Here is a 26,110-nt window from a genome sequence, read left to right as displayed (position 1 = left end):
CAGAATTTGGTTAATTTTTGTTTCTATACGCTTGAAATTATTTTTTGTTACAAATTTTAACAAATTATTTTCTGTCCTCCAACTTTTTTTCTAATTCGTTGATTCTTTTTACCAAATCTGGTAGCTTTTTAAACACAACTGACGACTTTAAAGCATCGCCATACTCAAAAGCCGGGCTTCCAAACCATTTTTGTTCTGCTTTTTTGAGGCTGCTGTTTACTCCGCTTTGGGCGCCAATAATTGAGCCATCGGCAATGGTTATATGCCCTACTACTCCTACCTGACCGGCTAAAATGCAATATTTACCAATTTTAGTACTACCAGCAACTCCACTTTGTGAGGCTATAACGGTGTGTTCGCCTATTTCTACATTATGGGCTATTTGCACCAAATTATCTATTTTAGCTCCTTTACGAATAATGGTGCTTCCCATAGTTGCTCTGTCTATACTGGTGTTTGAGCCTATTTCTACATCATCTTCTATAATAACATTCCCTGTTTGGGGTATTTTTTTGTATGATCGGTCTGCCTGTGGGGCAAAACCAAAACCATCGCTTCCTATAACGGTACCTGAATGTATAATAACATTATCTCCTATTACACAATCGTAGTAAATTTTAACGCCTGCGTATATGGTACAATTGTTTCCTATTTTAACTTTATCGCCAATATATGCAGTTGGATATATTTTTGAATTATTGCCTATTTCTGCTTTTTCTCCAATGTAGGCTAATCCGCCTACATATATATCTGTTCCTAGTATGGCATCGCTTGCTATGGCTGAATTGGGTTCTATTCCTTTTTTATTATTGGCTATAGCAGCAAACTGCTCTAATAAAAAGGTAAATGAGGTATAAGCATTTTCTACTTTTATCAGCGTGGTATCAATTGGTTGGCTTGGTTCAAAATCATTATTAACTAGTACTGCTGTTGATTTTGTCTGGTATAAAAAACTTTCGTATTTGGGATTGGCTAGGAATGATAATGCTCCTTCGTGTCCTTCTTCTATTTTAGCTACGGTATGTAGTAATTTATCTCCATTGCCAATAACGGTTCCATTTAATAATTGGGCTAACTGGGTTATACTAATTTGCATGTTTACTATTTTATAAAATACGAATATATAATTTTAGGTTTATGAATGGTTTATTTAACAAAGCACATGAAATATTTTGTGACTGTTTTTGTCAATGTTTCTATATTGTCCTGGTCGCTTGCCTGAGCTATATCTGTAATATGTCCATCTTTAAACAGTATATTGATATGGAAATTATTGTTGCTATAAGCCTTGTTTTGAACGGAATCGGTATATACAAAATAGTTGGCCTCTTCCATTGTAATATCTAGTTTTTCGGCTGCAGTAAACTTATAGCTTTCTAATAATGTTGGTTCAAAAGGTTGGTTTTGTAAAATTACTTTGGGTAAATTTCTATCACGCATCATTATGCATAGTTTGCTTAAAATAATATCGTCATGGTTACACCATACTTTTATGGATGTTAGGATATCATTGTCGTCAAGCTGGGTATAATGGTTAATGACTTCCTGACTTTCAAAAAAATGCTCTTTAGTGATGTTATTGTATAAAAAATAATGAAATGAGGGCGAGGCAAACAGGATTGTTCCTTTTGATATCAATAATTTTGCCCGCTCTATTATTTTTATGAGTAAATTTTCGGCAGCTACTACTGTTTTGTGTAAATATACCTGCCAATACATTAGCCTGCGTGCTATTAAAAATTTCTCTACTGAATAAATACCTTTTTCTTCTATTACTAATTCATCGTTAAAAACGTTTAGCATGTTTATTATCCTGTCGTGGCCAATGGAACCCTCTTGTACGCCTGTATAAAAACTATCTCTACGCAGATAATCTAGCCTATCCATATCTAGCTGACTTGATACAAGCTGGTGCAGGAATTTTTTAGGATATTTATTAGTAAATATATCTATGGCCATTGATAATTTCCCTTCAAACTCGGTATTGAGCAATTCCATATATTTTAATGAAATGGCTTCATGGGGTAAATCGGTAATAATAAAACCTTCTAAAGTATGGCTAAACGGACCGTGACCCATATCGTGCAGGAGTACTGCTATACAAACGGAGATTTCTTCTTCTTTACTTATTTCAATTCCTTTACTTTTTAATATTTCAACTGCCTGATAGGTTAAACTCATGGCACCTATTACATGCTGAAAACGGGTATGTTGTGCACCGGGATAAACTAAATAGGATAAACCTAGCTGTTTTATTCTGCGTAAACGTTGAAACCAAGGGTTTTCGATTAAATCGTATATTATTTCGAAGGGTATATTGACAAAACCATAAACGGGATCGTTTATTATTTTCTTTTTATTGATGGAATTCACGAAACGAAGGTAATTGATTTTTTGCAATGGGTTATTTGGGAAATTAAGTCATAACAAAAATTTAGAAATTTATAGGTTTTAATATAATACCTATATGGTTTGGAGGACATCAACCATAGACAATTTTTTATTTAAAGGAGGTTGATGTTATAAGAAGACCTTGCATGCAAGGTCTCTACAAGGGCTATTCTCAACTTCGTTCGAACTGAATAAGTGGAGAGGAAAATAACTGGTGTAATTAAAAACATACTAAATGACCATCAAGTGCGTTATATTTACCCTTTATAAAAGGAAACGTAATTAAAACATAAACAATTTTTAAATCCCATTTAAGGTATAATATTTGTATACTTTGAATTAAAAAACAACAAATGAGCGAAACAAAAATTCTTTGGGCTGATGATGAGATCGACTTATTAAAGCCTCATATTATTTATTTAACTAACAAGGGCTATACAGTAGATAAGGTAACCAGTGGTGTGGATGCGGTTGAAGCTGTAAAACAAAACAGATACGATGTTATTTTTCTGGATGAAAACATGCCCGGAATCAGTGGATTGGAAGCTTTGAGCCAGATAAAAGGTATTACTCCTGAAGTGCCCATAGTAATGATAACTAAGAGCGAAGAGGAGCATATTATGGAAGATGCTATTGGCAACCAGATAGCTGATTACTTAATTAAACCTGTTAACTCAAGCCAGATATTGCTTTCGTTAAAGAAAATTTTGGACTCGAAACAATTGGTTACTGAGAAAACGGCTCAAAATTACCAACAGGAATTCAGGCAGATTGCCATGGAACTATATGATGTGAATGATTTTGAATCGTGGGTAGCTTTATACAGAAAACTAATTTATTGGGAATTGGAGCTGGCTAAAAGTGGTGATACCGGTATGGATGAAATACTGGCCATGCAAAAACGTGATGCCAATAATGCCTGGGTTAAGTTTGTAGAGAAAAATTTTATTGATTTTTTAAAGAAACCTGATGCAAAAACTCCTGCTATGAGCCATACGGTGGTTAATAAAAAATTATTACCTGCTATTGATAATGATATACCTACTTTTTTGATTATGATTGACAATTTCAGATATGATCAATGGAAAATGGTTCAGGCGCAGTTGAGTGAGTACTTTAATATTGTGAACGATGATGTGTATATGACTATTTTACCTACTACTACTCATTATGCACGTAATAGTTTTTTTGCCGGTATGCTGCCAAGTGAAATTGAAAAACTATATCCTAACTTATGGATAAATGAAGAGGATGAAGAGGGTAAAAATATATACGAGGAGGAGTTTATTAATAAACAAATGCAACGATTGGGGTATAAGGAAAAAATTATTTATACCAAAATAACCAATTTAAATGCCGGCAAAAACTTAATTGACGATGTGGCTAACATGATGAACAATAAGTTTAATATTATAGTTTACAATTTTGTTGATATGCTAAGCCATGTGAGAACGGAAATGAATGTAATGAAAGAGTTGGCTGAAGATGAAGCTGCTTATAGAAGCATTACGGCCAGCTGGTTTGAACACTCTCCTTTATTTGAAGCCATAAAAAAAATAGCACAAAAGAAAGTACGTATTGTTATTACTACTGACCATGGTTCTATTCGTGTAAAAAACCCTGTAAAAATTGTAGGCGATAAAAGTACAAGCACTAATTTACGCTATAAGCAAGGTAAAAACTTAACTTATAATACAAGTGAGCTGTTTGGAGTAAAAAATCCTGCGGATATATTTTTACCTAAACAAAATATGAGTACGAGCTATGCTTTTGCTACGGGTGAAGATTTTATGGCTTACCCAAACAATTATAATTACCATGTAAACATGTATAACAATTCGTTTCAACATGGTGGTATTAGCTTGGAAGAAATGATTGTTCCTTTTATTGTATTGGAAACAAAATAGTTTTTATTTTTTCTTCATAAAAAAACCTCTCCAAGATTTTTCTTGGAGAGGTTTTTTATTGTTTATAGTTGTGATAAAATTATTTACCGCTTACCATAAACTTAATGCTTTGCATTCCGTTTGCATTGCTAATGTTTAAGAAATAAACACCGTTGTTTAACTGGCTAATGTTTAATTGCTCGTTAAAGTTTTTGGTACCGATTGTTTGTTTCATCATTTCTCTACCTAACATATCAGTAATTACTAATTGTGCAGGTAATTGATTGATGTTATCAATACTAACATTTAATTCAGCATAAGCCGGTGATGGATATACTTTAACACTTGAAGCAATTGTGCTTAATTCTTTTACACCTACTTTATTTATTACAACTACTGTACGTATTTTAGAAGCGGTATTACCTGCTATATCGGTAACTGTATAAGTTAATACGTAGCTACCAATTTGGCTTGAATCAACCATACCTGTACGAATAATTTTAGCATTAATATTTCCATCTATGTTATCTGTTGCTGTTGCTCCCGGATCTACATAGGTTGCAGTACGTTGTAATGTATCAGGGTTTTTACCTAATAATACAATAACCGGTTTAGTTGTATCTCCATAAAATACGGTTACTGTTCTTACTACTGAATCTTTATTACCTGCTAAATCGCTTACAACATATGATACATGGTAAATACCTGCAACAGCTGTATTTACAACTGCACCTGTTGTAATAATTTTACTTGTTATGTTTCCGTCTTTATCATCGGTTGCAGTTGCTCCCTGATCGTTGTAAATGCTATCTTTTTTAACTGCTATGTTAGCAGCACCAATCATAGTAATTACGGGTCTTACTGTATCTATATTTGAGAAATCGGCATCATTTGCATCTCTTGGAATTAATTTAAAATTACCATTGGCAAAATACATTGGACCTTGAATAAAGTTCATTTTCATACCTACGTAAATTAAGTTGCTGTAATTTTTAAAGTTGGTATTGTAGTCATCTATTCTTAATCCTGCACCATTTTGTTTTTTAACTGCAAACTCGCCAAAGTTTCCTGTTGGATCATCCGGGTTTTTGCTTGAAACTTCTACGCTATCAAAACGCATTAAAACTGCTTCCCATTGACGGCTGTATGCAATGCTTCCCAATGCAAATGAATCTACAGACAGTGATTTTTCGAATGGTGGTAATGGATTACCTGAAGAAATAACTGAACTTAATATGTTATTTAATGTAGTTACGTTAAATGATTCTCTTACGGTAGCTCTTGTAATTAAAACTGAATCACCTACTGCCCATTTACCTGTACTGTCAGCTCCTGTGTTTCTAGCTACAAAAATAGCTGAGTTAGGTCCTGTTCCGTCTTGAACGGTTACTAAACCTCCAAATCCTATTCCTGTTACTATACCTCTTACATTGATTCCAACTAATGAATCGTTATTCCAAATGGTAGTTCCATTAGGTACTACACTTGTTTGTAATGCACTAATTCTATCAACTCCATTTGGACCAGTAACATAATATTTGTTACCAAAGCTAAATGGATCAGGTACTAAAGTAACTCTTCCTTTTTTATCAACGGCTCCTACCCAATAAGTCATAACACATTCTGCATTGGTTGGAGGAAGTGTTGCACGGTAGTAATTAGGAAACGATGGTACTGCTACCAAAGTAAGTGAGTCAAGAATATTGGTTACTGAATTTTTAAAGTAAATTTTGCTTGCTTGTAAGGTTGTATCCCCTACAGTAATTTCAAAAGTTAATTTTGTTGAATCTGTTGATTTAACAACTGATGGTGTTCTGCTAATGTATTTAATAGAAGGAGGGCAATTGGTACAAACCTGATAATCGCTAGGATTAATTGGAGATAAACCATATCTAGCTTTACCTGAAACTATATATTCTGTAACCACACCTTGGATAAAATCTAATCTTGTTCCTATAGCTGGTGCTTTAAATCTGTTTGGATCTACTACATTTAAACCCAAGGTTGAATCTCCATTTCCATCTCTTCTATAATAAGCAGAGAAGTCACGGATTTCAATTACGTTTCCATTATCATCGATTACACTCCAAGCTGTTCTGTTTGAGTTACCACTAATGCTGTTTACAACATCGTATACTGTTACGTTTCTTAAACGTACCAATGTTCCTTCATAAGCTTCTCCTGTTAATTTTTGTGGATCTCTTGATGATGAATTCGGATTACCTAACATTAATTGGTCAGCAGTAATTTCAGAATACACTAAAGTATCTTTTACTAAACTTAATTGCTCTACTCCGTTTTCCCAATTAGGATTGCTTCTAATCAAGTTTACTTGTGTTTCGCCTTGAAAATCTCTGATCACTGCTGTTACTCTGATTTTGTATCCTTGTATAGCATTGTCATAAAATTTTGTTTCTGATAACAAACCAGCCAAATTAGTTCCTGTTCCTGAAGGTTCACACATAACTTGTATTCCACTCCAAGGTCCACCTCCTTTGCGTTGTATATAAACAGCTTTTCTGCTTGTAGATAATCCGTAAGCTTTAGGACTGCTAATAACAATACCTTCAAAACGAACTGTATCACGGTATACAGTATCTTTAAAAGTAGGATCAACATAACTAGGTAATGTATTACCTGTTGGGATGGTTAATTTAGACATGTTTACAAATTGAACTGAATCAATTGGTAAAATTGGATACGGATTTTGCGCGTTGGCAAACAATCCTCCCAATACTGTGGTGATAAGTAAAATTGTCTTTTTCATATTATTTTTTGTTTATTTATTTCTATTTAATTACTGCAAAACTTCCCGTTTGAACTATGCCTGAGTCTGTATCTTTAACACTGTACATATATATACCTTGTGCTATTTGATTTTTTGCATCGCTCAACAAATCCCATGCATGCTCTCCTCCTGTCATTACTGTTTTTTCTACATCGCTCAATCTTTCAAACCAAGCATTATCTGATCCATTGTAATTTTCGCCACTGTGTTTGAATGATGCTATAATATCGCCACTTGATGTATAAATGGTTATTTCTGCCTTAGCGGGCAGGTTATAAAAATATAATTTCCTGGTACGTGATGTTGTTCCATCCCATGCGGCACTGGTATTATATGGATTGGGATAAACGCCTGCTTTGGTGGCTTGGTCTTCTTTGGTAAAGTTATTTATATCGCTTCCTGTAAAAACGCGGTATTCGTTTTCGCTAAATGATGACTCTAACGATTCTATGTTTAAAGTTTTATTTCCTTTATCGAAAGCGGTTATAATAAACAGGTATTGCCAGCCATTACTTAAATTTTCGATAGTGTATGCATACTGGTATTGGTTTGTATCACCAGGAAAGGTTTTTGGTGTTTGTAATTTTATAGCATCGAAACCATTGTTATAACCTACGCTGTTTCCTGCACTATCCCACTGGGCTAATAAATTACGGGCATCTGTAAAATTGGGTTTCAAGTCATCGCCTATTTTACTTGAGTATATTCTATATCCTTCAAAATCTTTTTGGCGTGTAATCGGGTCTATTGAGTTTTCGGCATTATTGCTCCAGTAAATGGTTACTTTTTTATTGGCTGATACCATTCGCACTTGTGGTGAGGCCGGAGGCTCAGGTAATACGTATCTGTCTAACTTACCATTGGCATTGGCATCTTTTTCTATTGTATAAACACCATTTTCTTCTACATCTTCCCCCACATATGTTGCACGGCAACGTCTAAAATGGTCGGTTAATTCTGCTTGCGATTCTCCTGTGCTTAAAATGGATGTTGATTGTTGTATTACTCCGTTTCTGTCTTGTTTTGCTGCAATATAAGCAACGGTATAGGTAATGCTTGAATCCGGTTCTAGTGAACGAAAAGGGCCTACGCTCATTAATTGTATCCAATTGTTTGGCGCTCCGTTTACAGGACCGCCAGAAGCTTGTAAATCGTTTGAATCGATACCAACTGCTAATTTACTGTAACGGGTATCTTCGGCATCGGGCTTAATATAAGGTGGCGTAGTTGATCCGAATGTCCAGAAATTGGCATTGAACTTTGGTGCTGAAAAACCTTTGCTGGTAAATATTTCCGGTTTAGCCGGGTTGAAAAATAATCCGTTCCAATCGGCTCCTAAAAACTGCATGGCGCCATACGAACTTACGTAATCAAAATCATCAGCTTGTTTTGATGCCATATAAGCTACTATGGCATTGAATTTATTATCTACAAAATTACGTCCGCGTTGAAAAAAGGTTGACCCTGTTTCCCTGGTCACATTTACATTACGTACTACTAAATCAGCAAACTGGCCTATATAAACTGAATCCCAACGTTCTTTACTTTTATTGGTAATGGTATAGTTTAAAATAACAAAATAATCGGCATAGGAGTAGTTCCAATTATAGGTTTCTACTGTAACCACTGCTCTTAATGGATTGTTATGTCCGTTTATTGGTATGGTAGTTCCGGGAACAATTACATTGCTATCAGTCATGGAGAAAACAAAATCCTGATGCGAGATAGCTGAACTTGAATAATTATTGCTTCCTGTTAATTTGGAACGCTCTTTAATAGTTGAAGTGGGTGTAAATTCAAAATTGGCTCCTCCGGTACTATAACCTGCACTCGCTTCTGAAGATGAACTAGACAAGCGTACCTGACCATTTACATAAGCGCCTATCCAAATGCCTGATTCGAACAAATGTTCTACTCCGCTCCCTCTTGGGTACGCCATGGAAGGAGGACCGCTGGTATTTGACCTGACTGTTGGGCGACCAATGGTTCCAAAATTATTAACCGTTAATCCAAGTCGTGAGGCTGTAGTATATTTTCCATCATTCTTAACTTGTGCAAAACCTACTACTCCAATTGAGATTAAAATAACAACTAATATGTTCGATAAAATTGTTTGTCGCATAAATTTTAAGGCTACAAATATGGGCATTTTAATAATACGAAATCGTTAAATTATTTTTTACTCTTTATTTTTACAAAATAGTGAGGCTACTGCTTATTTAGCCTGAATTTAACACTAAATTTACTTTTTGTGGGTCGAAACTTAAACTATTAGCAAAAAAATTTCCACATTCTAAAATTCTTTAAAGACTTGTACCTGTTAAATTTGAGGTGTATTATTTCTTAATTTAATCAATGATAATTGTCAATACTGGAAAAACTTTTTACAAGTATTTGACACCATTGTTATATTGCAGCCCAATTCTAACTAAATTTATTAAAAATAACATACTAATGAAGCATTTTAACTTTAAAGCATCTTATGTATTTGTGATAGTGTTTTTGCTATTTAGCTCACTGTCTAGCTTTGCTCAGGTAGTAAGCGAAGAAACAAACGAAACAGTTAGCACAACTGCTAGTAATATCAACTGGCTAATAGCAGGTATTGCCATATTATTGGTATTTATTATCGGAATGGTTTTCGATATTTTATCGAAAGTTGGTGATGTTCAAAACAAACCAGTAATTAACTGGGGCAGAATTAATGCAGTTATGGCTATTGTATTTTTAGTTGCCGGATTGGGCGCTACAACATGGGAGTTCATGGCTCATAGCAAATTAACGGTATTCAATTTACCTGCTGCCTCTGCTCATTCGGATGAATATGATAACATGTTTATGATTACCTTGGTTTTAACAGGGATTGTTTTTGTAATTACTCAAATTTTATTGTTTTGGTATACTTATAAATATAAAGAAAATAAAAACAGAAAAGCTTTATACTATCCTGATAACCACAAGTTGGAGCTGATTTGGACTATTATTCCTACGTTGGTATTAACGGTATTGGTTGTTAGGGGTTTAATTGTTTGGAACAATATGACTTCAAACAAAGGCGAAAATGCTATGAATATTGAGTTGTATGGTTACCAGTTTGCTTGGAATGCTCGCTATAGCGGTGCTGACAACAAATTAGGCAAATACGATTTCCGTCAAATTGGTGTTGTAAATGCTTTAGGTGTTGATAGTTTAAAAGAGTTTGCCGGTGATGATGTAATAACTACTGAAATGCATGTTCCTGTTAACAAGGATTTGTATTTGCATTTCCGTTCTAAAGATGTTATTCACTCTGCTTATATGCCTCACTTTAGAGTACAAATGAATGTGGTACCTGGTTTACCTACTAAATTTAGTTTCAAACCTATTTTAACTACTAATGAAATGCGTGCTAAAACAGATAATCCTAAATTTGATTACGTTTTATTGTGTAACAAAATTTGTGGTAGTGCGCATTACAGAATGAAAATGACTATTGTAGTAGATACTCAGGAAGAATTTGAAAAATGGCTTAAAGCACAACCTGCTTTAACCGCAAAAGGAACTGAAGCTAACAAAGCATTTTCTTTCTTTAAGCCAAGTGGCTTAGCATCAAAATAAATAACAGCGTATTTAGAGTTTTAAACGATATAATTAACAAATAAAAATAAATATATGAGCGCAGCTGCACATCATGAAGAAGGCCAACACCACGATGACCACGGCCATCACAAGGAAACCTTCATCTCGAAGTATGTTTTTAGCATGGACCATAAAATGATCTCTAAACAGTTTTTAATAACTGGTATCATTATGGGCACAATAGGCATGTTAATGTCATTAATTTTCCGCTTACAACTAGCTTTTCCTGATACTAAATTCCCAATTTTAGCCTCACTTTTAGGCGAATGGGGTAAAGATGGTAAATTGGATCCGAATTTCTATTTGGCTTTGATTACTATTCATGGTACTATCATGGTATTTTTTGTGTTAACAGCCGGTTTGAGTGGAACTTTCAGTAATTTATTAATTCCATTACAGGTTGGTGCACGTGATATGGCTTCTCCTTTTATGAACATGCTTTCATATTGGTTTTTTGCCATGTCGTCAACGGTTTTAATTTGCTCATTGTTTGTACAAGGTGGCCCTGCTTCTGCAGGTTGGACAGTTTATCCTCCATTGTCGGCATTGCCTAAAGCTATTCCTGGCTCTGGTACTGGTATGACAATGTGGTTGGTTTCAATGATTCTTTTCATTGTGTCATCACTATTGGGTGGTATTAACTATGTAGCTACGGTAATTAACATGCGTACCAAAGGTATGAAAATGACTAGAATGCCTTTAACTATATGGGCTTTCACTTTTACTGCTATTTTAGGTATTTTATCTTTCCCTGTATTATTCGGAGGTTCTTTATTATTGGTATTTGACAGAAGTTTTGGTACTTCTTTCTACTTGAATGAAATTCCTGCTGACTTAGCGGGTGGTATTGAAAGAGTTGGTGGTTCGCCTATTTTATTCCAACATTTATTCTGGTTCTTAGGTCACCCTGAGGTATATATTATTTTATTACCTGCTTTGGGTATTACTTCTGAGGTAATTGCTACTAACTCTCGTAAACCTATTTTTGGTTACAGGGCGATGATTGGTTCTATTATGGCTATTGCTATATTATCTTTCATCGTATGGGGACATCACATGTTTATTACGGGTATGAATCCATTTTTAGGTTCGGTGTTTATGCTTGGAACGTTAATTATTGCGGTTCCATCGGCTGTAAAAACATTTAACTACCTGGGTACTTTATGGCAAGGTAACTTGCGTTTAAATCCGGCTATGATGTTTGCAATCGGTTTGGTATCATTCTTTATTTCGGGTGGTTTAACGGGTATTTTCTTAGGTAATGCTTCGTTAGACATTAACTTACATGATACTTACTTTGTGGTAGCTCACTTCCATTTGGTAATGGGTAGTGCTGCTATATTTGGTATGCTTTGTGGTATTTACCATTGGTTCCCACGTATGTTTGGCCGTATGCTGAACGAAAGTTTAGGTCAAATCCATTTTTGGTTAACTATTATTTCTGCTTATTGTGTGTTTTTCCCAATGCACTTTATGGGATTAGCTGGTGTACCTCGTAGATATTATGCTAATACTGCTTACGATCAATTCAATGTTTTTGTTGATATGAACCAGTTTATCACTTTTGCAGCTATACTAGGTGGTATTGCCCAGTTTATATTCTTATTCAATTTCTTCTATAGTATTTTTAAAGGTAAAAAATCGGTTCAAAATCCTTGGGAAAGTAATACATTGGAATGGACTGCTCCTGTTAAACACTTACACGGAAACTGGCCAGGTGAAATACCTCATGTATACCGTTGGTCATATGACTACAGTGTACCGGGTCATGAACAAGATTATATTCCTCAAAACATTCCTGACGAAGGACAAACTGATCCATTACAAGAACCTAAAGTAACTCCAATACCAGAACGCAAAGCTGCTCCAACTATTCAAAAAGAAGAAGTTGTTATGTTTAGCTTAGTGAAACGTTGGTTAGGATTTGCTCAATAATTAAAATCAAGAAAACACTAAACCAATTGTTTAGTGTTTTCTTTTAAAGAGTGATAGTAAATCATTCATAAAAATGCTTAACAACAATTTTGAAAATAGATTCAGACGCTTTGGTATTGCTACCATTGTTTCTATATTTTTCTTAATTTTTGTAGGCGGATTGGTAAGAAGTACCGGCAGTGGTATGGGTTGCCCTGATTGGCCAAAATGTTTTGGTAGTTGGGTACCACCTACTAGTGTTGATCAACTTCCTACTGATTACAAAACAAAATTTGCAGTTCAAGGTAAACAGATTGCTGATTTTGATACTTTTAAAACCTGGACTGAATATGTAAATAGGTTGGTTGGGGTTTTAATTGGGTTCTTTGTTTTTTTAACGGTGGTATTTGCATTCCCCTATCTTAAAACGCAGGCTTCAACCTTTTGGTTAAGTTTTATTGCTTTTATTTTGGTGGGCATTCAAGGTTGGATTGGAGCTAAAGTGGTTTCGTCTGATTTGGCAATTTGGATGATAACAATACATATGATGATAGCTTTACTAATAGTAGCTTTACTCATATATACGGTTACTCAATCTCAACAATTTTATATCACGCAGTTAAAAAAAGATAGTTCTTTAAAATACTTAATCATTATAGCCTTAACTGTTACTTTAATTCAAATAGTTAGTGGTACTCAGGTTAGGGAAAAAGTTGATCACATTGCTAATCTTTTAGGTGAAAACTATAGAAGTCAGTGGTCAAAGTTTTTTTCTGAAGAGTTTATTTTTAAGTTACATAGAAGCTGGTCAGTATTAAGTTTAGCACTTGCTATTGCCGTTTTTATTAAGTGTAAACGTGTGTTTGAAAGAAACTCATTGATATATAAAAGTGCTTTGGCTGTAATATTACTTTTATGTACACAAGCTTTTACTGGTGCGGTATTGGTTAACTGGGGTTTCCCAAAACAAATTACAGCGCTGCATTTAACTATAGGAAGTATAACAGCTGGCTTGCAAATATTAACAAGCTTATTAATTTTTAACAAAACCAAATTGGTTAGTTAAATAAACAAAAAAAACAAATTGAAAAACGTAAACGATAATATTACTATTAATTATGAAGCTTCATGGAAATTGAAGTTCTCTGATTACGCTCAACTTATTAAGTTCAGGTTGAGTAGCTTAGTAGTATTCAGCTCTGTAATTACTTATTTAACTGCTAGCCAAGGTAAAGTTAATTGGTTTGAAGTTTTTATACTGGGCTTTGCTGGGTTACTGGTTACTGGTGCTGCCAATGGTATTAACCAAATTATAGAAAAGGATTACGATAAACTAATGACTCGTACTGCAAACAGACCTGTTTCAACCGGTCGTATGAGTGTAATGGAAGCTGGTATTAGTTCTACTATTATGGGACTCATTGGGGTTCTATTAATTGGTATATTTTTAAATAAACTAAGTGGTGCTTTGGCTTTGGTATCGTTATTAAGTTATGCATTTGTATATACACCTCTTAAACGCATTACGCCTATTTCGGTATTTGTTGGTGCTTTTCCCGGTGCCTTTCCTACTATGTTGGGTTGGGTTGCTTATACTAACAGAATTGACTTAGCTGCTATTATATTATTTACTGTTCAGTTTGTATGGCAGTTTCCTCATTTTTGGAGTATAGCCTGGTTATTGGAAGATGATTATAAAAAAGCTGGTTTTAAAATGCTTCCTTTTAACCCTGGAAGAACCAAGAAAACTGCTTTTCAGTGTTTATTATTTTCGTTGTTGTTAGTTCCTATTGGTATACTACCAACTATATTTGGTATTTCGGGAATTGTAGCTGCAGTAGTAGCTGTTTTTGGAGCTTTATACTTTAGTTATTACGCCTATAAATTATATAAAAGTTGTGAGTTAGCTGATGCTAAAAAGCTAATGCTTGCAGCTATTGTTTATCTACCTATTGTTCAACTATTTTATTTAATTGATAAAATTTAAATGATTCAAACTTTGAATAAACAAATGATTGATGAGCGTGAGCCAGGTGTAGAACCTAAAAAGTTTGTGCTATGGTTATTATTGGTAAGTAGCATAATGCTTTTTGCTGGTTTTACAAGTGCTTATATAGTACGCAGGGGCGAAGGCGAATGGGTAGTGTTTGATTTACCTATTATGTTTATGCTAAGCACTGGTGTAATTGTATTGAGCAGTGTTTTTATGCAATGGGCATATATAGCTGCAAAAAAGGATGAAATAGGACAAACCAAAATTGCATTGACTATTACTTTTGCGTTGGGTGTTCTTTTTGCTGTTATGCAGTATTGGGGATGGGGACAAATGGTATACAATGGCATTTATTTTGGCTTTGCCAATCCGAGTGGTTCATTTGTATATGTAATAAGTGGCGTACACATATTACACGTAATTATTGGATTAATTTATTTATTAACTATACTGGTTCAATCGTTTAGATTTAAAATACATAGAAAAGCTTTAAGAGGTATTGCCATGTGCAATACTTACTGGCATTTTGTAGGTATTCTTTGGATATATCTTTTTGTATTTTTATTATTGAACCGCTAATTAAAATTATTAAAACTGAAACAAATATAAAATAATGGCAAATACAGCTACTTTAACAACGGACGACAGCAAAAAAACATGGGGAGGTGGAAAATCACCCTTCAGTGTTAGTTACGGTAAATTAATGATGTGGATTTTCTTACTATCAGATGCGTTTACTTTTTCATCATTATTAGTGGCCTATGGTTTTGTACGATTTACTTTTACATCGTCATTGCCTAACACAATTGTTAAACCTTTCTCGCATGTAGCGCATAATTTTTCTGAAGAAATGCAAAAAGCCGGTATGTTTACTACTGAGCGTTGGCCTTCACCTGAGTTGGTATTTAACCATTTTCCTTTTATACATGGTATTCACTTACCGTTAATGTTTGTGAGTTTAATGACCTTTATACTTATTTTTAGTTCAGTAACTATGGTATTAGCGGTAGAAGCCGGACATAGAATGGCTAAAAAAGAAGTAGAAAAATATATGATTTGGACCATTATTGGTGGTGCTGCCTTTTTAGGTTGCCAAGCTTGGGAGTGGAGTCAGTTTATTGGTGAAGGTGCTTCATTGCATAGCAACCCGTTTGGACCAACTGCTTTTGCTGCTTTGTTTTTTATTGTAACGGGCTTTCACGGAACTCACGTACTTTCGGGAGTAGTTATTAATATTATTATTTACTTAAACGTAGTAAATGATACGTATGAAAAAAGAGGCCATTATGAAATGGTTGAAAAAGTTGGTTTATACTGGCATTTTGTTGACTTAGTTTGGGTGTTTGTATTTACATTCTTCTATTTAATATAATTAGTTTTTAAAAAGAGTTTATTCATCAAATAATAAAAAAATTTATCATGGATCACGTAGAACATTTAGAACACACCGAATCACCCGCGGATATGAAAAGCCAAATTTGGCGTACATTTTGGGTTTTATTGGCCTTAACTTTAGTAGATATTGTTTTATACTTTGTATTGCTTTCATCACACTCTATTTACAAAAATATTTTGTTTGTAGTTTTAGGTATTGTAAAAGCATTTTACATTGTATCTGTATTTATGCATATGAAATTTGAACGCAAATTTTTAGTTTGGATTATTATTACTCCAATGCTATTTGTTGGCTTCTTAATATGGTTGGCTTTAACTGAAGCTGGCTATACATTCAATTTATTTAGCGGTAAATAATATCATCATTTAAAACCTCGTAAGGGGTTTTAATATTTTAATCAAATAATGAAAAGAAAATCGTTTTGGGTAGCAACTGGTTTATTAGTAATTCCAGTTGCTATCTTTTTTTTATTGAAAGCCAGTAAGCAAAATTTCAGACGCTTACCTTATTTAGGCGAAAAAGTTGAACCAAATGGTATTGATATAAAAGATACTATTTACTATCAGGCGCCCGTATTTAGCGTAACAGACCAAATGGGCAAAGAACTTAATTCAAGTATGCTCACGGATAATATTATAATAGCTAATTTCTTTTTTACCAGCTGTAAAGATATTTGCCCGACTATGAATTATAAATTAGCTGAAATATATAACAAGGCTAAAGAATGGAGCGAGGTTAAGTTTGTTTCTTTCTCTGTTGACCCTGATAATGATAGTACACAGGTACTAGCAAAATATGCACAACAGTTTAAAGCGGATAGCACTATCTGGCATTTTTGCCGTACTGATAAAGCCAACCTGTTTAAAATTGGCCAAGGCTTTTTATTACCTGTTGCCATTGAAGATAGCACAATAGACCATAGTCAACAAATATTGTTAATTGATAAAAGCCGCCATATACGTGGCCTTTACAATGGATTGGACAATAATGATATGAAAAGGTTAAATGATGAATTAAAAGTTTTATTATATGAATACCACCAACCAAAATAAACAGGATAAATTAGTATTTAATGTGGTTATGATTTTATCGGCAGTTGTGCTTATTGCCGTTATTATACTGAATCAAAAAATATTACCCCGCCCAAGTGTATTACCTGTTTGGGCTACTTTACTACCTACACTAAATGCTTTTATTAATGGTACTTGTTCTATACTGTTACTAGTTTCGTTGTACTTTATTAAACAAAAAAATATTAAAGCTCATAAAGCAGTTAATTTAACTGCTTTTGTTTTATCAGCCTTGTTTTTACTAAGCTATATTACATACCACTGGGTGGCTAACGAAACTAGTTTTCCTCTTGATAATCCAAATAGGACTTTGTACTTAATTATACTTATTAGTCATATTATTTTGGCAGCATCGGTACTGCCTTTAATATTGTTATCGTTTTACTGGGGCTTACAAATGAATGTAGAGAAGCATAAAAAACTGGTTCGCTTCACCTACCCTATTTGGTTATATGTTACTGTAACAGGTGTTATAGTTTATGCTATGATTAGTCCTTATTATCCATTTTAGTGTTTAAGCATCCTAAACTGAAAGCGTATTTAGCTTTTATAGCAGTAGCCTTTTTTTGGGGAACTACTTTTTTAGCTATAAGGGTTGGTATTACTGGCGATGAAACGTATAGTTTCCCCCCTTTTTTATTAGCCGCTTTCAGGCACGGAATAGCTGGTATTCTTATTTGTGGTTATTTTATTGTTTTTAAAAAAGTAGGCTTGCCTAACTGGAGTCAGTTTAAACAATATAGCTTAAATGGTATTTTGATGCTTGTTGGCGGCAATGGATTAATCAGTTGGGGTATGCAGTGGGTTGATAGCGGATTGGCTGCGCTAATAAGTGCTTTAACTCCTTTATGGATAGTATTGCTTAATATGGCTTTCGGTTATAAGGAAAAAGTAACTAAAATAATGTGGATTGGTTTTCTAATATGCCTTGTTGCTCAATACTTAATTTTTAAGGACCGTATTAATTTACTTTCAGATAAAACTTATTTGTGGGGATTAATTGCAGTGATGGCTTCTAATATATGTTGGTCGTTAGGCACTATTTTTTCTAAATCAAGTAAAAGTGAATTTCCTGTTTTATATACTGCGGGCTTACAAATGATTCCGGGTTCTATTATACTTTTTATAATTGCAAGTATTAATGGCGATTGGGGGCATTTTAACCCAAGTACGGATTCTATTATTGCCCTTATTTATTTGGTAACGTTTGGTTCATTATTGGCATACGGATGCTTTATGTATATACTGCAGGCATTACCTGCTGCATTGGTTGCTACCTACGCTTACTTCAATACCATAGTGGCTGTTTTATTGGGTTATTTATTCTTGAATGAAATTATAAATACAGAAACTTTACTGGCTATGCTTTTAACTATTTTAGGTGTTTACCTGGTAGGGCAAAAAGCAAAAGTTAAAGAGCCAAAATAAAAATACCTGCTTTACTGTTTTTGATTGTTTATAGATTTATTACATTGCTTTAAAATATGTAATATATGTCTGCAATCAATTCGTTTGTTCAACGCTATGCTATAGGTAAAGGAATAGTCAGTGGCTATTTATCCATTTTCCTCAGTCTGTTAGCTTTAGGTGGCGTTATCTGCTTTTACTTTCCTGAAGTATTTACTACACCTGAGTTTAGAGAAGTTTATACTGCCAAATCAATGAAATGGTTGCTAACAGCTGTCATTATTCTATCGTTTATTTTCGGATTAAGCAATGTATTGTTAAGTAGCAAAAGAACCAGGGGTATTGTTGGTATCTTTATAGCTTGTATTACCGTTGTCATTGGTGGTTTTGATGTACAGGGACGAGCTGTTGAAAAAGCAAACTGGCACTTAGGCTTGGATTGGTTGTTACTTGATTTATTGTTAATGGCTATTATTTTTATTCCTATTGAAATGGTTTTTCCTAAACGAGAAGAGCAGGACAGGTTCCATAAAGAATGGCGAACTGATTTGATTTATTTTACCATTAGCCATTTATGTATTCAGTTTTTTGGAGTTATTACCCAACAACCTGCCGTTTTATTTTTTGGTTCTTTAAACTTAGCCTCTTTTCAATTATGGATTCAACAACTGCCATTTGTTGTCGAGTTGTTTTTAGCCTTTTTTGTAACTGATTTATTCCAATACTGGGCGCACCGTTTTTTTCATTCGCATCATTATTTATGGCGTTTTCATGCAGTCCATCACTCTACACAATCCATGGATTGGTTAGCTGGCTCACGTACTCATTTTATTGATATTTTCTTTACCCGTTCCATTACTTTTATTCCATTGTATGTTTGTGGCTTCTCTCCTATTATTTTCAATATTTATATTTTTGTTATAGCCATTCATGCGGTATTTATACATGCCAATACAAAAATCAATATTGGCTTTTTGAAGTATTTAATTACTACACCTCAATACCACCATTGGCACCACTGTATTGAAAAGGAACACTACGGAAAAAACTTTGCAGTATTCTTTCCTTTTATTGATAAAATATTTGGCACTTACTATTTACCTGATAAGGTTTGGCCTAAAGGAACTGGCTTAGATGAAGCCCAGTTTCCAAAAGGTTATACCAAGCAATTGGTTTATCCTTTTAAACACAATCCATTTAAAAACCAATTGGACGAAGGAAAAGAAAGCAGTAGATAATATGCTGCTTAGTTCACTTTTAGGTTAATGATACTGGCTCCATCGCCACCCATTTCAATATGTTCGTTTTGAATAGATGAAACCAAAGGGCTGTTGTTTAGTGTTTCCCTCACCAACTTGCGCAATACGCCATAACCTTTTCCATGTACAATACGCACTTGTTTAAAGCCTAACAAATAAGCATCGTCAATATATTGTTGCAAACGTTTCATGGCTTCATCACCGCGAGTTCCTATCAGGTTCAGCTCCGGGTTAAAGTCCTTCATTTTATCGTTTAAGTTAATTCCCTGGCTACCCGCTTTCATTTGACTAACAGCTTTTGATTTAGCTACTACCTGCAGTTTTTTCACATCAACCATGGTACGCAAATCACCAAAAGCTACCGTTACTTTATTTTTATTGATAGCTAACACTTCGCCAATACTTTGTTGCCCTTCTACAATTACAAATGAACCCACTTTCAATGCATCGTTCAATACCTTTGGTTTTTCATTTTGCTCAATCTCGGCTTCCTTCACATCCTGGCTCAACTGTGCTATCTGTTCCTTTATCTCTGTTCTTGCTTTGCGTTGTGTTTCCGCATCAGCCTGGTTTTGTTTTACCTCTCGTATAGCAGCTTCTACTTTACTATTGGCTTCCGTAATAATGGCCAATGCTTCTTGCTTGGCTTGTTTTATCAATACCTTTTTATTGGCTTCCATGTCAGCTTTCAGCTGCGTGTATTGCTCCATTAGCGTATTCGCTTTTGCTTCTTTCTCCGCAAAACGTTGTCGTAGTTCTAATACATGTTTTTGTTCTTTCTCTACTTCAATCAATAAATCATCCACACGTTTTTGTTTTACGCCTACTCTATCCTTTGCATAGTTAATAATACTTTGTGCAAGACCTGTTTTAGTGGCTATTTCAAACGCATAACTACTACCGGGTTTACCCATTTCAAGCAAATACAATGGTTGCATTTTTTCATTATCAAAAAGCATACTTGCATTGATTAAACCTTTGGTATTATTGGCAAAGTTTTTTAAGTTACTAAAGTGGGTGGTTACTACACCAAAACTATTTTTACGGTTAATATGATTCAATATAGCCTCGGCTAATGGGCCACCAAATTGAGGATCGGTTCCCATACCAAATTCATCAATTAAAAACAAAGTTTTACCATCAGCAAAATCAGTAAAGTATTTCATCCGTAGTAAATGACTACTGTATGTACTTAAATCGTTTTCTATACTTTGTTCATCGCCAATATCAACCATTACATCTTTAAAAATACCCATTTCGCTATCAGCGCTAGCCGATACCAAAAGTCCGCATTGCAACATGTACTGCAATAAACCTACTGTTTTTAAACATACTGATTTACCTCCGGCATTAGGGCCCGATATAACAGCTATCCTGTTTTCTCCTTCCAACTGAATAGTTAAAGGAACAATAGTTTGTTTATTTTTTTCGTGATTAAGCTTTAATAAAGGATGATAAGCCGTACGTAAATTAACAACAGCATGTTTGCTTAATGCCGGTAAACTGGCATTTAAATCAATTGCCAACAAAGCTTTGGCTCTTATAAAATCAAACAAGCCCATGCGCTGTATATTTCTTTCCAACTCCGGAATTTCAGGCCTTACCTGGTCAGTAATTTCCAATAATATTCTTTCACGTTCCCTGCGATAAGCCAACTGTAATTCACGTATTAAATTGTTCATTTCAAAACATTCTGTTGGCTCTATATATACCGTTTGGCCCGTATTACTTTCATCGTGCACAAAACCTTGTACATGTCTTTTATGGTCAGCCAGTACAGGAATTACCAAACGCCCATCGCGTACTGTTATTTCCAAATCAGCAGCCGCATAATCATTCTTTACAGCTTTATCATAAATAGATTGAATACGCCTTCTTACTTCTTTTTCCTTCTCGTTAATTTTATCCGATATCTTAGCCAGTTCAGGCGAAGCATTAGGTCGCAACAAACCTTCATTGTCTATAATCCTATCAATGCGTCTTACTATTAAATCATTATACATCAACCCTTCCAATAAAGCCTCCAGGTGCTTGTATTTTTCGGGTCTGTCTCTGAAATATTTAGCTATTTGCAAAAACGACTGAATAGCCAGCTTTAATTTATGGAGCTCATCTTCGGCCAACCACATACCTTCAATTTTAGCCTTGTTAAAATAAGGCAATACATCAAAATAATGGTCTGCCGGAAAAGGCGTATCAGTTTGTAGTAAATTTTTAAATTCATTTACCTGCCAAAGCATACGTTCTACAATATCAAACTTATTGTTAAATCGTATTTTATCAATGTAACCCTGCCCTAAGGTTGATACACATTTTTTGGCAACTAATTCTTTTATTTGGTTAAACTCTAATTTAAGTTCTATTGATTGTGGATATGGCACTGTAAATTTCTTTTATATACTTGAATACGTTTAAAACAAAAATGTTTTATAGTGCCGCAATTTAAATATTTTTATGAGTTATATCGAATGGTAAAATCACTAGTAAATCTACTAAAACACAAGTATTTTACTTTACCCTGAAACAAAAAAGATTTGACCACTCCTAGGAGCAATCAAATCTTTTACAAACCAATTTCATTAAATTTCACTTAGTCTCTTCCGGAGCAGCAGCGGCCAATACTTCGCCTTTAAATGTTAAAGTAAAGTTGTTAGGCTCAGAATTGGTAGTTACTGTAGTGGTTTTGGTAAAGCTACCTACTGCGGCTGCATTGTAAGTTAACTTTACAAAACCTTTTTTACCGGGTGCAATGCTTTCCTTGCTAAAATCTTCAGTAGTACATCCACACGAAGGATTAACACTGGCAATAATTAAAGGAGAATTACCTGTATTGGTAAAAGTAAAAACAACCGATACCGGTTTACCTTGTACAATACCACCAAAATTGTGTGTTATTTTTTCCCAGGTACATACGGCAGTTTTTGCTGGTTGACTTGTAGCCATGGCTACAGTAGTTAAATTTGGTTTTTGTGCATTAAGCATACCACTTAATAACACGGCAGCACTTGCTGCTAAGATTAATTTTTTCATTGTTTCGTTTTTTATTACGATACAAATGTGTTGCTTCCATTGCATACATTTTGTTAACGGGTAGCGAATATTTCCTAATGATTTGTTAATTATCTTAACAAATTCTAAATGCACTGAATAAAAATATACATTTGTTCAATAGCCCCCTTTTTATTAATGAAAAGAAGAACCTTAAGTATATTTTTATTACTGGCACTTACCTCCATAATGGGTATAGTAGTTATACAGATATATTGGTTTAGCAAAGCATATGAAAACAATGAACAAGAGTTTGACACCAATGTAAACATTGCTTTAAAAGAAGTAGTAAAAGGTATTTTAAAATACAATAACATAACCAACATTCCGGTTGACCCTGTTAAACAATTAAAGCCCAACTATTATGCAGTAATGGTTAACGACCAGATTAATGCAGAAGTATTGGAGCACTACTTACAAACCGAGCTTAAAAAATTCAATATAAAACAAGGTTTTGAATACAGCATTTACGACTGTTCCAATAAAAAAATAATGTATGGTGGTTATGTAGATGGTGAAGGAAATGATGCACCGGTAGATAAAACCAATTGGCCGCAATGGAAAGCCGATAACTATTATTTTACCGTTTACTTTCCACATAAAACAATAGGCATAGTCGGGCAAATGGCGCTTTGGTTATATTCATCAGCCATTATCTTAATCATTGTTATTTTCTTTAGCTACAGCTTGTTTGTCATATTGAAGCAAAAACGCTTATCAGAAATCCAGCGCGATTTTATCAATAACATGGCACATGAAATAAGGACACCACTCACTACGATAAGCATATCAGCACAAACCTTAAAAGATCCGCAAATATTAGATAGTCCGCAACGTTTATTAAATTATTCAACCATTATTATTGACGAAGCGTCCAAACTAAAAAATCATATAGAGCGTGTTTTATCCATTGCTGAATCAGAAAGTAAACTCAAGCTTAATTTAGAAAAGTTTGACCTGCATGAAATGATACAAAAAATATCAACCCAGTTAATTCATAACAATACCCATAAAAATATACAATTGCATTTCACACCCGAAACTACCCATCAATCCATTGTTGCCGACAAATTGCATATAGGCAATATGATTTCAAATATTATAGACAACTCCATTAAATATAGTGCCACAGACCTCACTATAAACATAAATATTTTGTATAAAACACCTCTTGCTATCAGCATCCATTTTACCGATGATGGTTTTGGTATATCAAAAGAAAACCAGAAAAAAATATTCGATAAATTTTATAGAGTGCCAACAGGTAATATACACAATACAAAAGGATTTGGTATAGGCTTAAACTATGCTATATTAATTGCCAAAGCCCATAAAGGGAATATTACCGTGAGCAGCGAATTAAATAAAGGAACCACATTTATTGTAAACTTACCCATTGCATAAATTTACATGAAAACAAAAATTTTACTAGTAGAAGATGATGTTAATTTAGGCTTTGTAATAAAAGACAATTTGGTGCAACATGATTTTGATGTGCACTTATGCGAAGATGGAGAACTGGCTTGGACAGCTTTCGAAAAAACCAACTTCGATATTTGCGTATTTGATGTAATGCTACCCAAACAAGATGGATTTACATTAACAGAAAAAGTACGACAGATAAACAAAGAAATACCCATTATTTTTTTAACCGCCAAAAGCATGAAAGAAGATAAAATAAAAGGTTTTCAAATAGGTGCCGATGATTATATGGTAAAACCTTTTAACATGGAAGAATTAGTATTAAGAATAAAAGTGTTTTTAAAACGTACGGGCAAAGAATCAGTGGCCAGTATTTACAATTTATGTTCTTACCAGTTTAATTATCCAAACCTTGAATTAACACACGAAAAGGCATTAAAGCGTTTAACTCAAAAAGAAGCTAATCTATTAAAGTTATTGTGCGAAAGCAAAAACAAAATGGTGAAACGAGAGGATATTTTAAAACAAATATGGGGAAGTGATGATTATTTTGCAGGCCGAAGCATGGATGTATTTATTTCCAGACTCCGAAAATATTTAGCCCACGATAACAATATAGAAATTATTAATTACCATGGCATAGGCTTTATGTTTAGTTTAAAATAAGCCATTCTGAAAGTTCAGGCAAAAACCATAAAAAAATGTATTTATTTCCCTTTCCTGTTAAATAGGTTAAAATCATATTTCCCGCTCATATAAAATAGCAAAAAAGCGCATCAGGCAATATTATTTATGATATATTCGCGCACTATTTTTTCAAAATCAAAATGAACAAATACCGAGTTATTGGCGTTATGAGTGGCTCATCTATGGATGGTGTTGATTTAGCGTACTGCGAGTTTGAGTTAGTTAATACCACTTGGGAGTATAAAATTGTAGCTGCGCAAACAATTCCCTATGATGAAAAATGGAGAGTCAGGCTTTCGCAACTTTACAAACAACCTATTGAAATTTATCCAAAAACCGATGCTTTTTACGGTCGTTATTTAGGTCAATTGGTCAAAAAATTTGTTCAGGAATATAAACTAACTGTCGATTTTGTAGCCTCACATGGCCATACTATTTTTCACCAGCCGGAACAAGGTTTTACTGCACAAATAGGTTGTGGTGCAGGACTAAATGCTGAAAGTGGCTTGCCCGTTGTAACCAATTTTAGAAATATAGATGTTATGCTTGGGGGGCAGGGAGCACCATTGGTTCCCATTGGCGATAAATTTCTATTTACAGAATACGATGCCTGCCTGAATCTGGGTGGCATTTCCAATATAAGCTTTAACAGTCAGCAAGGCATTACCGCTTTTGATATTTCACCGTGTAATATCGTTTTAAACCGCGTAGCCCGCTGGTTAAAACTTCCTTTTGATGATGGAGGTAAAATAGCCGCCAGCGCTGAAGTTGATACAGAACTTTTATCGGAGCTAAACGAAATTCCTTTTTACCAGAAAAAAGGAGCCAAATCATTGGGTAGAGAATGGATTAACACTTCCTTTTGGCCCATTGTAAAAAACTATTTAGATACCAGCGAACCAGAAAAAATGGCTACGCTCGTGGAACATATAGCTACACAAATAGCTGATGTTTTAAACCATTACAACATACAAAAAATATTAGTAACCGGAGGTGGTGCTTTCAACACCTTCTTAATAGAAACTTTACAAAAGAAAACAAGCTGCCAGATTGTAATTCCTGAAGCTACTTTAGTGAATTATAAAGAGGCTTTAATTTTTGCTTTCTTAGGCATATTACGCTTACGAAACGAAAACAATATTTTAAGCAGTGTAACAGGTGCCAGCCGCGATAGTATAGGCGGAGCACTACATGGAAATTTCAATACAATAATTTAGTTAACTCAACTTGT

The 26,110-nt window shown here is 34.3% G+C and carries 21 protein-coding genes; 15 read left to right on the top strand and 6 right to left on the bottom strand.

Going from position 1 to position 26,110, the window contains the following annotated elements:
• Positions 1–64: 64 nt before the first annotated feature.
• The gene (lpxD, locus tag V4538_05610; GenBank protein ID MES2380498.1) at positions 65–1,096 is read right to left on the bottom strand and encodes a UDP-3-O-(3-hydroxymyristoyl)glucosamine N-acyltransferase; all 1,032 of its coding nucleotides are present in this window, start codon (positions 1,094–1,096) and stop codon (positions 65–67) included.
• A gap of 50 nt (positions 1,097–1,146) precedes the next feature.
• On the bottom strand, positions 1,147–2,400 hold the full coding sequence (locus tag V4538_05605; protein MES2380497.1) for an HD domain-containing protein: 1,254 nt from the start codon (positions 2,398–2,400) through the stop codon (positions 1,147–1,149).
• A 344-nt stretch (positions 2,401–2,744) separates the two neighbouring features.
• On the opposite strand from V4538_05605, the gene V4538_05600 reads away from it, so the two are divergent.
• Positions 2,745–4,298 (top strand): response regulator, encoded by a 1,554-nt coding sequence (locus V4538_05600; protein ID MES2380496.1) that lies wholly within the window; start codon positions 2,745–2,747, stop codon positions 4,296–4,298.
• A 79-nt stretch (positions 4,299–4,377) separates the two neighbouring features.
• On the opposite strand, the gene V4538_05595 is transcribed toward V4538_05600, so the two are convergent.
• On the bottom strand, positions 4,378–7,044 hold the full coding sequence (locus V4538_05595; GenBank protein ID MES2380495.1) for an immunoglobulin-like domain-containing protein: 2,667 nt from the start codon (positions 7,042–7,044) through the stop codon (positions 4,378–4,380).
• A 22-nt stretch (positions 7,045–7,066) separates the two neighbouring features.
• The gene (locus V4538_05590; protein ID MES2380494.1) at positions 7,067–9,187 is read right to left on the bottom strand and encodes a hypothetical protein; all 2,121 of its coding nucleotides are present in this window, start codon (positions 9,185–9,187) and stop codon (positions 7,067–7,069) included.
• A 332-nt stretch (positions 9,188–9,519) separates the two neighbouring features.
• On the opposite strand from V4538_05590, the gene V4538_05585 reads away from it, so the two are divergent.
• The 11 genes from V4538_05585 (at position 9,520) to V4538_05535 (ending at position 19,701) form a co-directional block, all read left to right on the top strand.
• On the top strand, positions 9,520–10,662 hold the full coding sequence (locus V4538_05585; GenBank protein ID MES2380493.1) for a cytochrome c oxidase subunit II: 1,143 nt from the start codon (positions 9,520–9,522) through the stop codon (positions 10,660–10,662).
• A gap of 54 nt (positions 10,663–10,716) precedes the next feature.
• Positions 10,717–12,618, top strand: a complete 1,902-nt coding sequence (locus V4538_05580) for a cbb3-type cytochrome c oxidase subunit I (GenBank protein ID MES2380492.1) — start codon at positions 10,717–10,719, stop codon at positions 12,616–12,618.
• Between the two features lie 73 nt (positions 12,619–12,691).
• Positions 12,692–13,663, top strand: a complete 972-nt coding sequence (locus V4538_05575) for a COX15/CtaA family protein (protein ID MES2380491.1) — start codon at positions 12,692–12,694, stop codon at positions 13,661–13,663.
• 18 nt (positions 13,664–13,681) lie between these two features.
• Positions 13,682–14,584: a heme o synthase gene (gene cyoE, locus V4538_05570; GenBank protein ID MES2380490.1), complete on the top strand. Its 903-nt coding sequence runs from the start codon at positions 13,682–13,684 to the stop codon at positions 14,582–14,584.
• Entirely contained in the window at positions 14,585–15,169 is a 585-nt protein-coding gene (locus tag V4538_05565; protein ID MES2380489.1) for a cytochrome c oxidase subunit 3, read from the top strand.
• Between the two features lie 34 nt (positions 15,170–15,203).
• A complete protein-coding gene (locus tag V4538_05560) occupies positions 15,204–15,962 on the top strand; it encodes a cytochrome c oxidase subunit 3 (GenBank protein ID MES2380488.1) in 759 nt (252 codons plus the stop codon).
• A 47-nt stretch (positions 15,963–16,009) separates the two neighbouring features.
• On the top strand, positions 16,010–16,342 hold the full coding sequence (locus tag V4538_05555) for a cytochrome C oxidase subunit IV family protein (protein ID MES2380487.1): 333 nt from the start codon (positions 16,010–16,012) through the stop codon (positions 16,340–16,342).
• A 48-nt stretch (positions 16,343–16,390) separates the two neighbouring features.
• Positions 16,391–17,038 (top strand): SCO family protein, encoded by a 648-nt coding sequence (locus V4538_05550; protein ID MES2380486.1) that lies wholly within the window; start codon positions 16,391–16,393, stop codon positions 17,036–17,038.
• Entirely contained in the window at positions 17,016–17,567 is a 552-nt protein-coding gene (locus V4538_05545; protein ID MES2380485.1) for a DUF420 domain-containing protein, read from the top strand. The genes V4538_05550 and V4538_05545 overlap by 23 nt, the downstream gene beginning before the upstream one ends.
• Positions 17,567–18,484 carry an EamA family transporter gene (locus V4538_05540; protein MES2380484.1) on the top strand — a complete coding sequence of 306 codons (918 nt, stop codon included), beginning with the start codon at positions 17,567–17,569 and terminating at the stop codon, positions 18,482–18,484. Before V4538_05545 ends, V4538_05540 begins: the two co-directional genes overlap by 1 nt.
• A 65-nt stretch (positions 18,485–18,549) precedes the next feature.
• A complete protein-coding gene (locus V4538_05535; protein ID MES2380483.1) occupies positions 18,550–19,701 on the top strand; it encodes a sterol desaturase family protein in 1,152 nt (383 codons plus the stop codon).
• Positions 19,702–19,709: 8 nt separating this feature from the next.
• Here the strand turns inward: V4538_05535 and V4538_05530 are convergent, their stop codons facing one another.
• Together V4538_05530 and V4538_05525 are read right to left on the bottom strand one after the other, a co-directional pair.
• Positions 19,710–22,103 carry a Smr/MutS family protein gene (locus V4538_05530; protein ID MES2380482.1) on the bottom strand — a complete coding sequence of 798 codons (2,394 nt, stop codon included), beginning with the start codon at positions 22,101–22,103 and terminating at the stop codon, positions 19,710–19,712.
• A gap of 205 nt (positions 22,104–22,308) precedes the next feature.
• Positions 22,309–22,752 carry a DUF1573 domain-containing protein gene (locus V4538_05525; protein ID MES2380481.1) on the bottom strand — a complete coding sequence of 148 codons (444 nt, stop codon included), beginning with the start codon at positions 22,750–22,752 and terminating at the stop codon, positions 22,309–22,311.
• 156 nt (positions 22,753–22,908) lie between these two features.
• Between V4538_05525 and V4538_05520 the strand changes: the two genes are divergently transcribed.
• The 3 genes from V4538_05520 (at position 22,909) to V4538_05510 (ending at position 26,096) form a co-directional block, all read left to right on the top strand.
• Positions 22,909–24,174, top strand: coding sequence for a HAMP domain-containing sensor histidine kinase (locus V4538_05520; protein MES2380480.1), 1,266 nt, complete (start codon positions 22,909–22,911; stop codon positions 24,172–24,174).
• 6 nt (positions 24,175–24,180) lie between these two features.
• Positions 24,181–24,858, top strand: coding sequence for a response regulator transcription factor (locus V4538_05515; protein ID MES2380479.1), 678 nt, complete (start codon positions 24,181–24,183; stop codon positions 24,856–24,858).
• Positions 24,859–25,019: 161 nt separating this feature from the next.
• Positions 25,020–26,096, top strand: coding sequence for an anhydro-N-acetylmuramic acid kinase (locus V4538_05510; protein ID MES2380478.1), 1,077 nt, complete (start codon positions 25,020–25,022; stop codon positions 26,094–26,096).
• Positions 26,097–26,110 lie beyond the last annotated feature (14 nt).

Source organism: Bacteroidota bacterium, assembly GCA_040388375.1.
Classification (GTDB): domain Bacteria; phylum Bacteroidota; class Bacteroidia; order UKL13-3; family UKL13-3; genus JAAFJM01.
The sequence above is the reverse complement of the archived record's forward strand: the minus strand, read 5'-3'. Positions and strand labels throughout refer to the sequence as shown.

What these genes read in the sequence shown, in the direction of transcription:
- V4538_05585 (MES2380493.1), top strand. Translation starts at nt 9,520, where the DNA reads ATGAAGCATTTTAACTTTAAAGCATCTTATGTATTTGTGATAGTGTTT.
- V4538_05595 (MES2380495.1), bottom strand. Translation starts at nt 7,044, where the DNA reads ATGAAAAAGACAATTTTACTTATCACCACAGTATTGGGAGGATTGTTT.
- V4538_05590 (MES2380494.1), bottom strand. Translation starts at nt 9,187, where the DNA reads ATGCGACAAACAATTTTATCGAACATATTAGTTGTTATTTTAATCTCA.
- V4538_05520 (MES2380480.1), top strand. Translation starts at nt 22,909, where the DNA reads ATGAAAAGAAGAACCTTAAGTATATTTTTATTACTGGCACTTACCTCC.
- V4538_05510 (MES2380478.1), top strand. Translation starts at nt 25,020, where the DNA reads ATGAACAAATACCGAGTTATTGGCGTTATGAGTGGCTCATCTATGGAT.
- V4538_05525 (MES2380481.1), bottom strand. Translation starts at nt 22,752, where the DNA reads ATGAAAAAATTAATCTTAGCAGCAAGTGCTGCCGTGTTATTAAGTGGT.
- V4538_05600 (MES2380496.1), top strand. Translation starts at nt 2,745, where the DNA reads ATGAGCGAAACAAAAATTCTTTGGGCTGATGATGAGATCGACTTATTA.
- V4538_05515 (MES2380479.1), top strand. Translation starts at nt 24,181, where the DNA reads ATGAAAACAAAAATTTTACTAGTAGAAGATGATGTTAATTTAGGCTTT.
- V4538_05560 (MES2380488.1), top strand. Translation starts at nt 15,204, where the DNA reads ATGGCAAATACAGCTACTTTAACAACGGACGACAGCAAAAAAACATGG.
- V4538_05580 (MES2380492.1), top strand. Translation starts at nt 10,717, where the DNA reads ATGAGCGCAGCTGCACATCATGAAGAAGGCCAACACCACGATGACCAC.
- lpxD (MES2380498.1), bottom strand. Translation starts at nt 1,096, where the DNA reads ATGCAAATTAGTATAACCCAGTTAGCCCAATTATTAAATGGAACCGTT.
- V4538_05575 (MES2380491.1), top strand. Translation starts at nt 12,692, where the DNA reads ATGCTTAACAACAATTTTGAAAATAGATTCAGACGCTTTGGTATTGCT.
- V4538_05565 (MES2380489.1), top strand. Translation starts at nt 14,585, where the DNA reads ATGATTCAAACTTTGAATAAACAAATGATTGATGAGCGTGAGCCAGGT.
- V4538_05545 (MES2380485.1), top strand. Translation starts at nt 17,016, where the DNA reads ATGAATACCACCAACCAAAATAAACAGGATAAATTAGTATTTAATGTG.
- V4538_05555 (MES2380487.1), top strand. Translation starts at nt 16,010, where the DNA reads ATGGATCACGTAGAACATTTAGAACACACCGAATCACCCGCGGATATG.
- V4538_05535 (MES2380483.1), top strand. Translation starts at nt 18,550, where the DNA reads ATGTCTGCAATCAATTCGTTTGTTCAACGCTATGCTATAGGTAAAGGA.
- V4538_05550 (MES2380486.1), top strand. Translation starts at nt 16,391, where the DNA reads ATGAAAAGAAAATCGTTTTGGGTAGCAACTGGTTTATTAGTAATTCCA.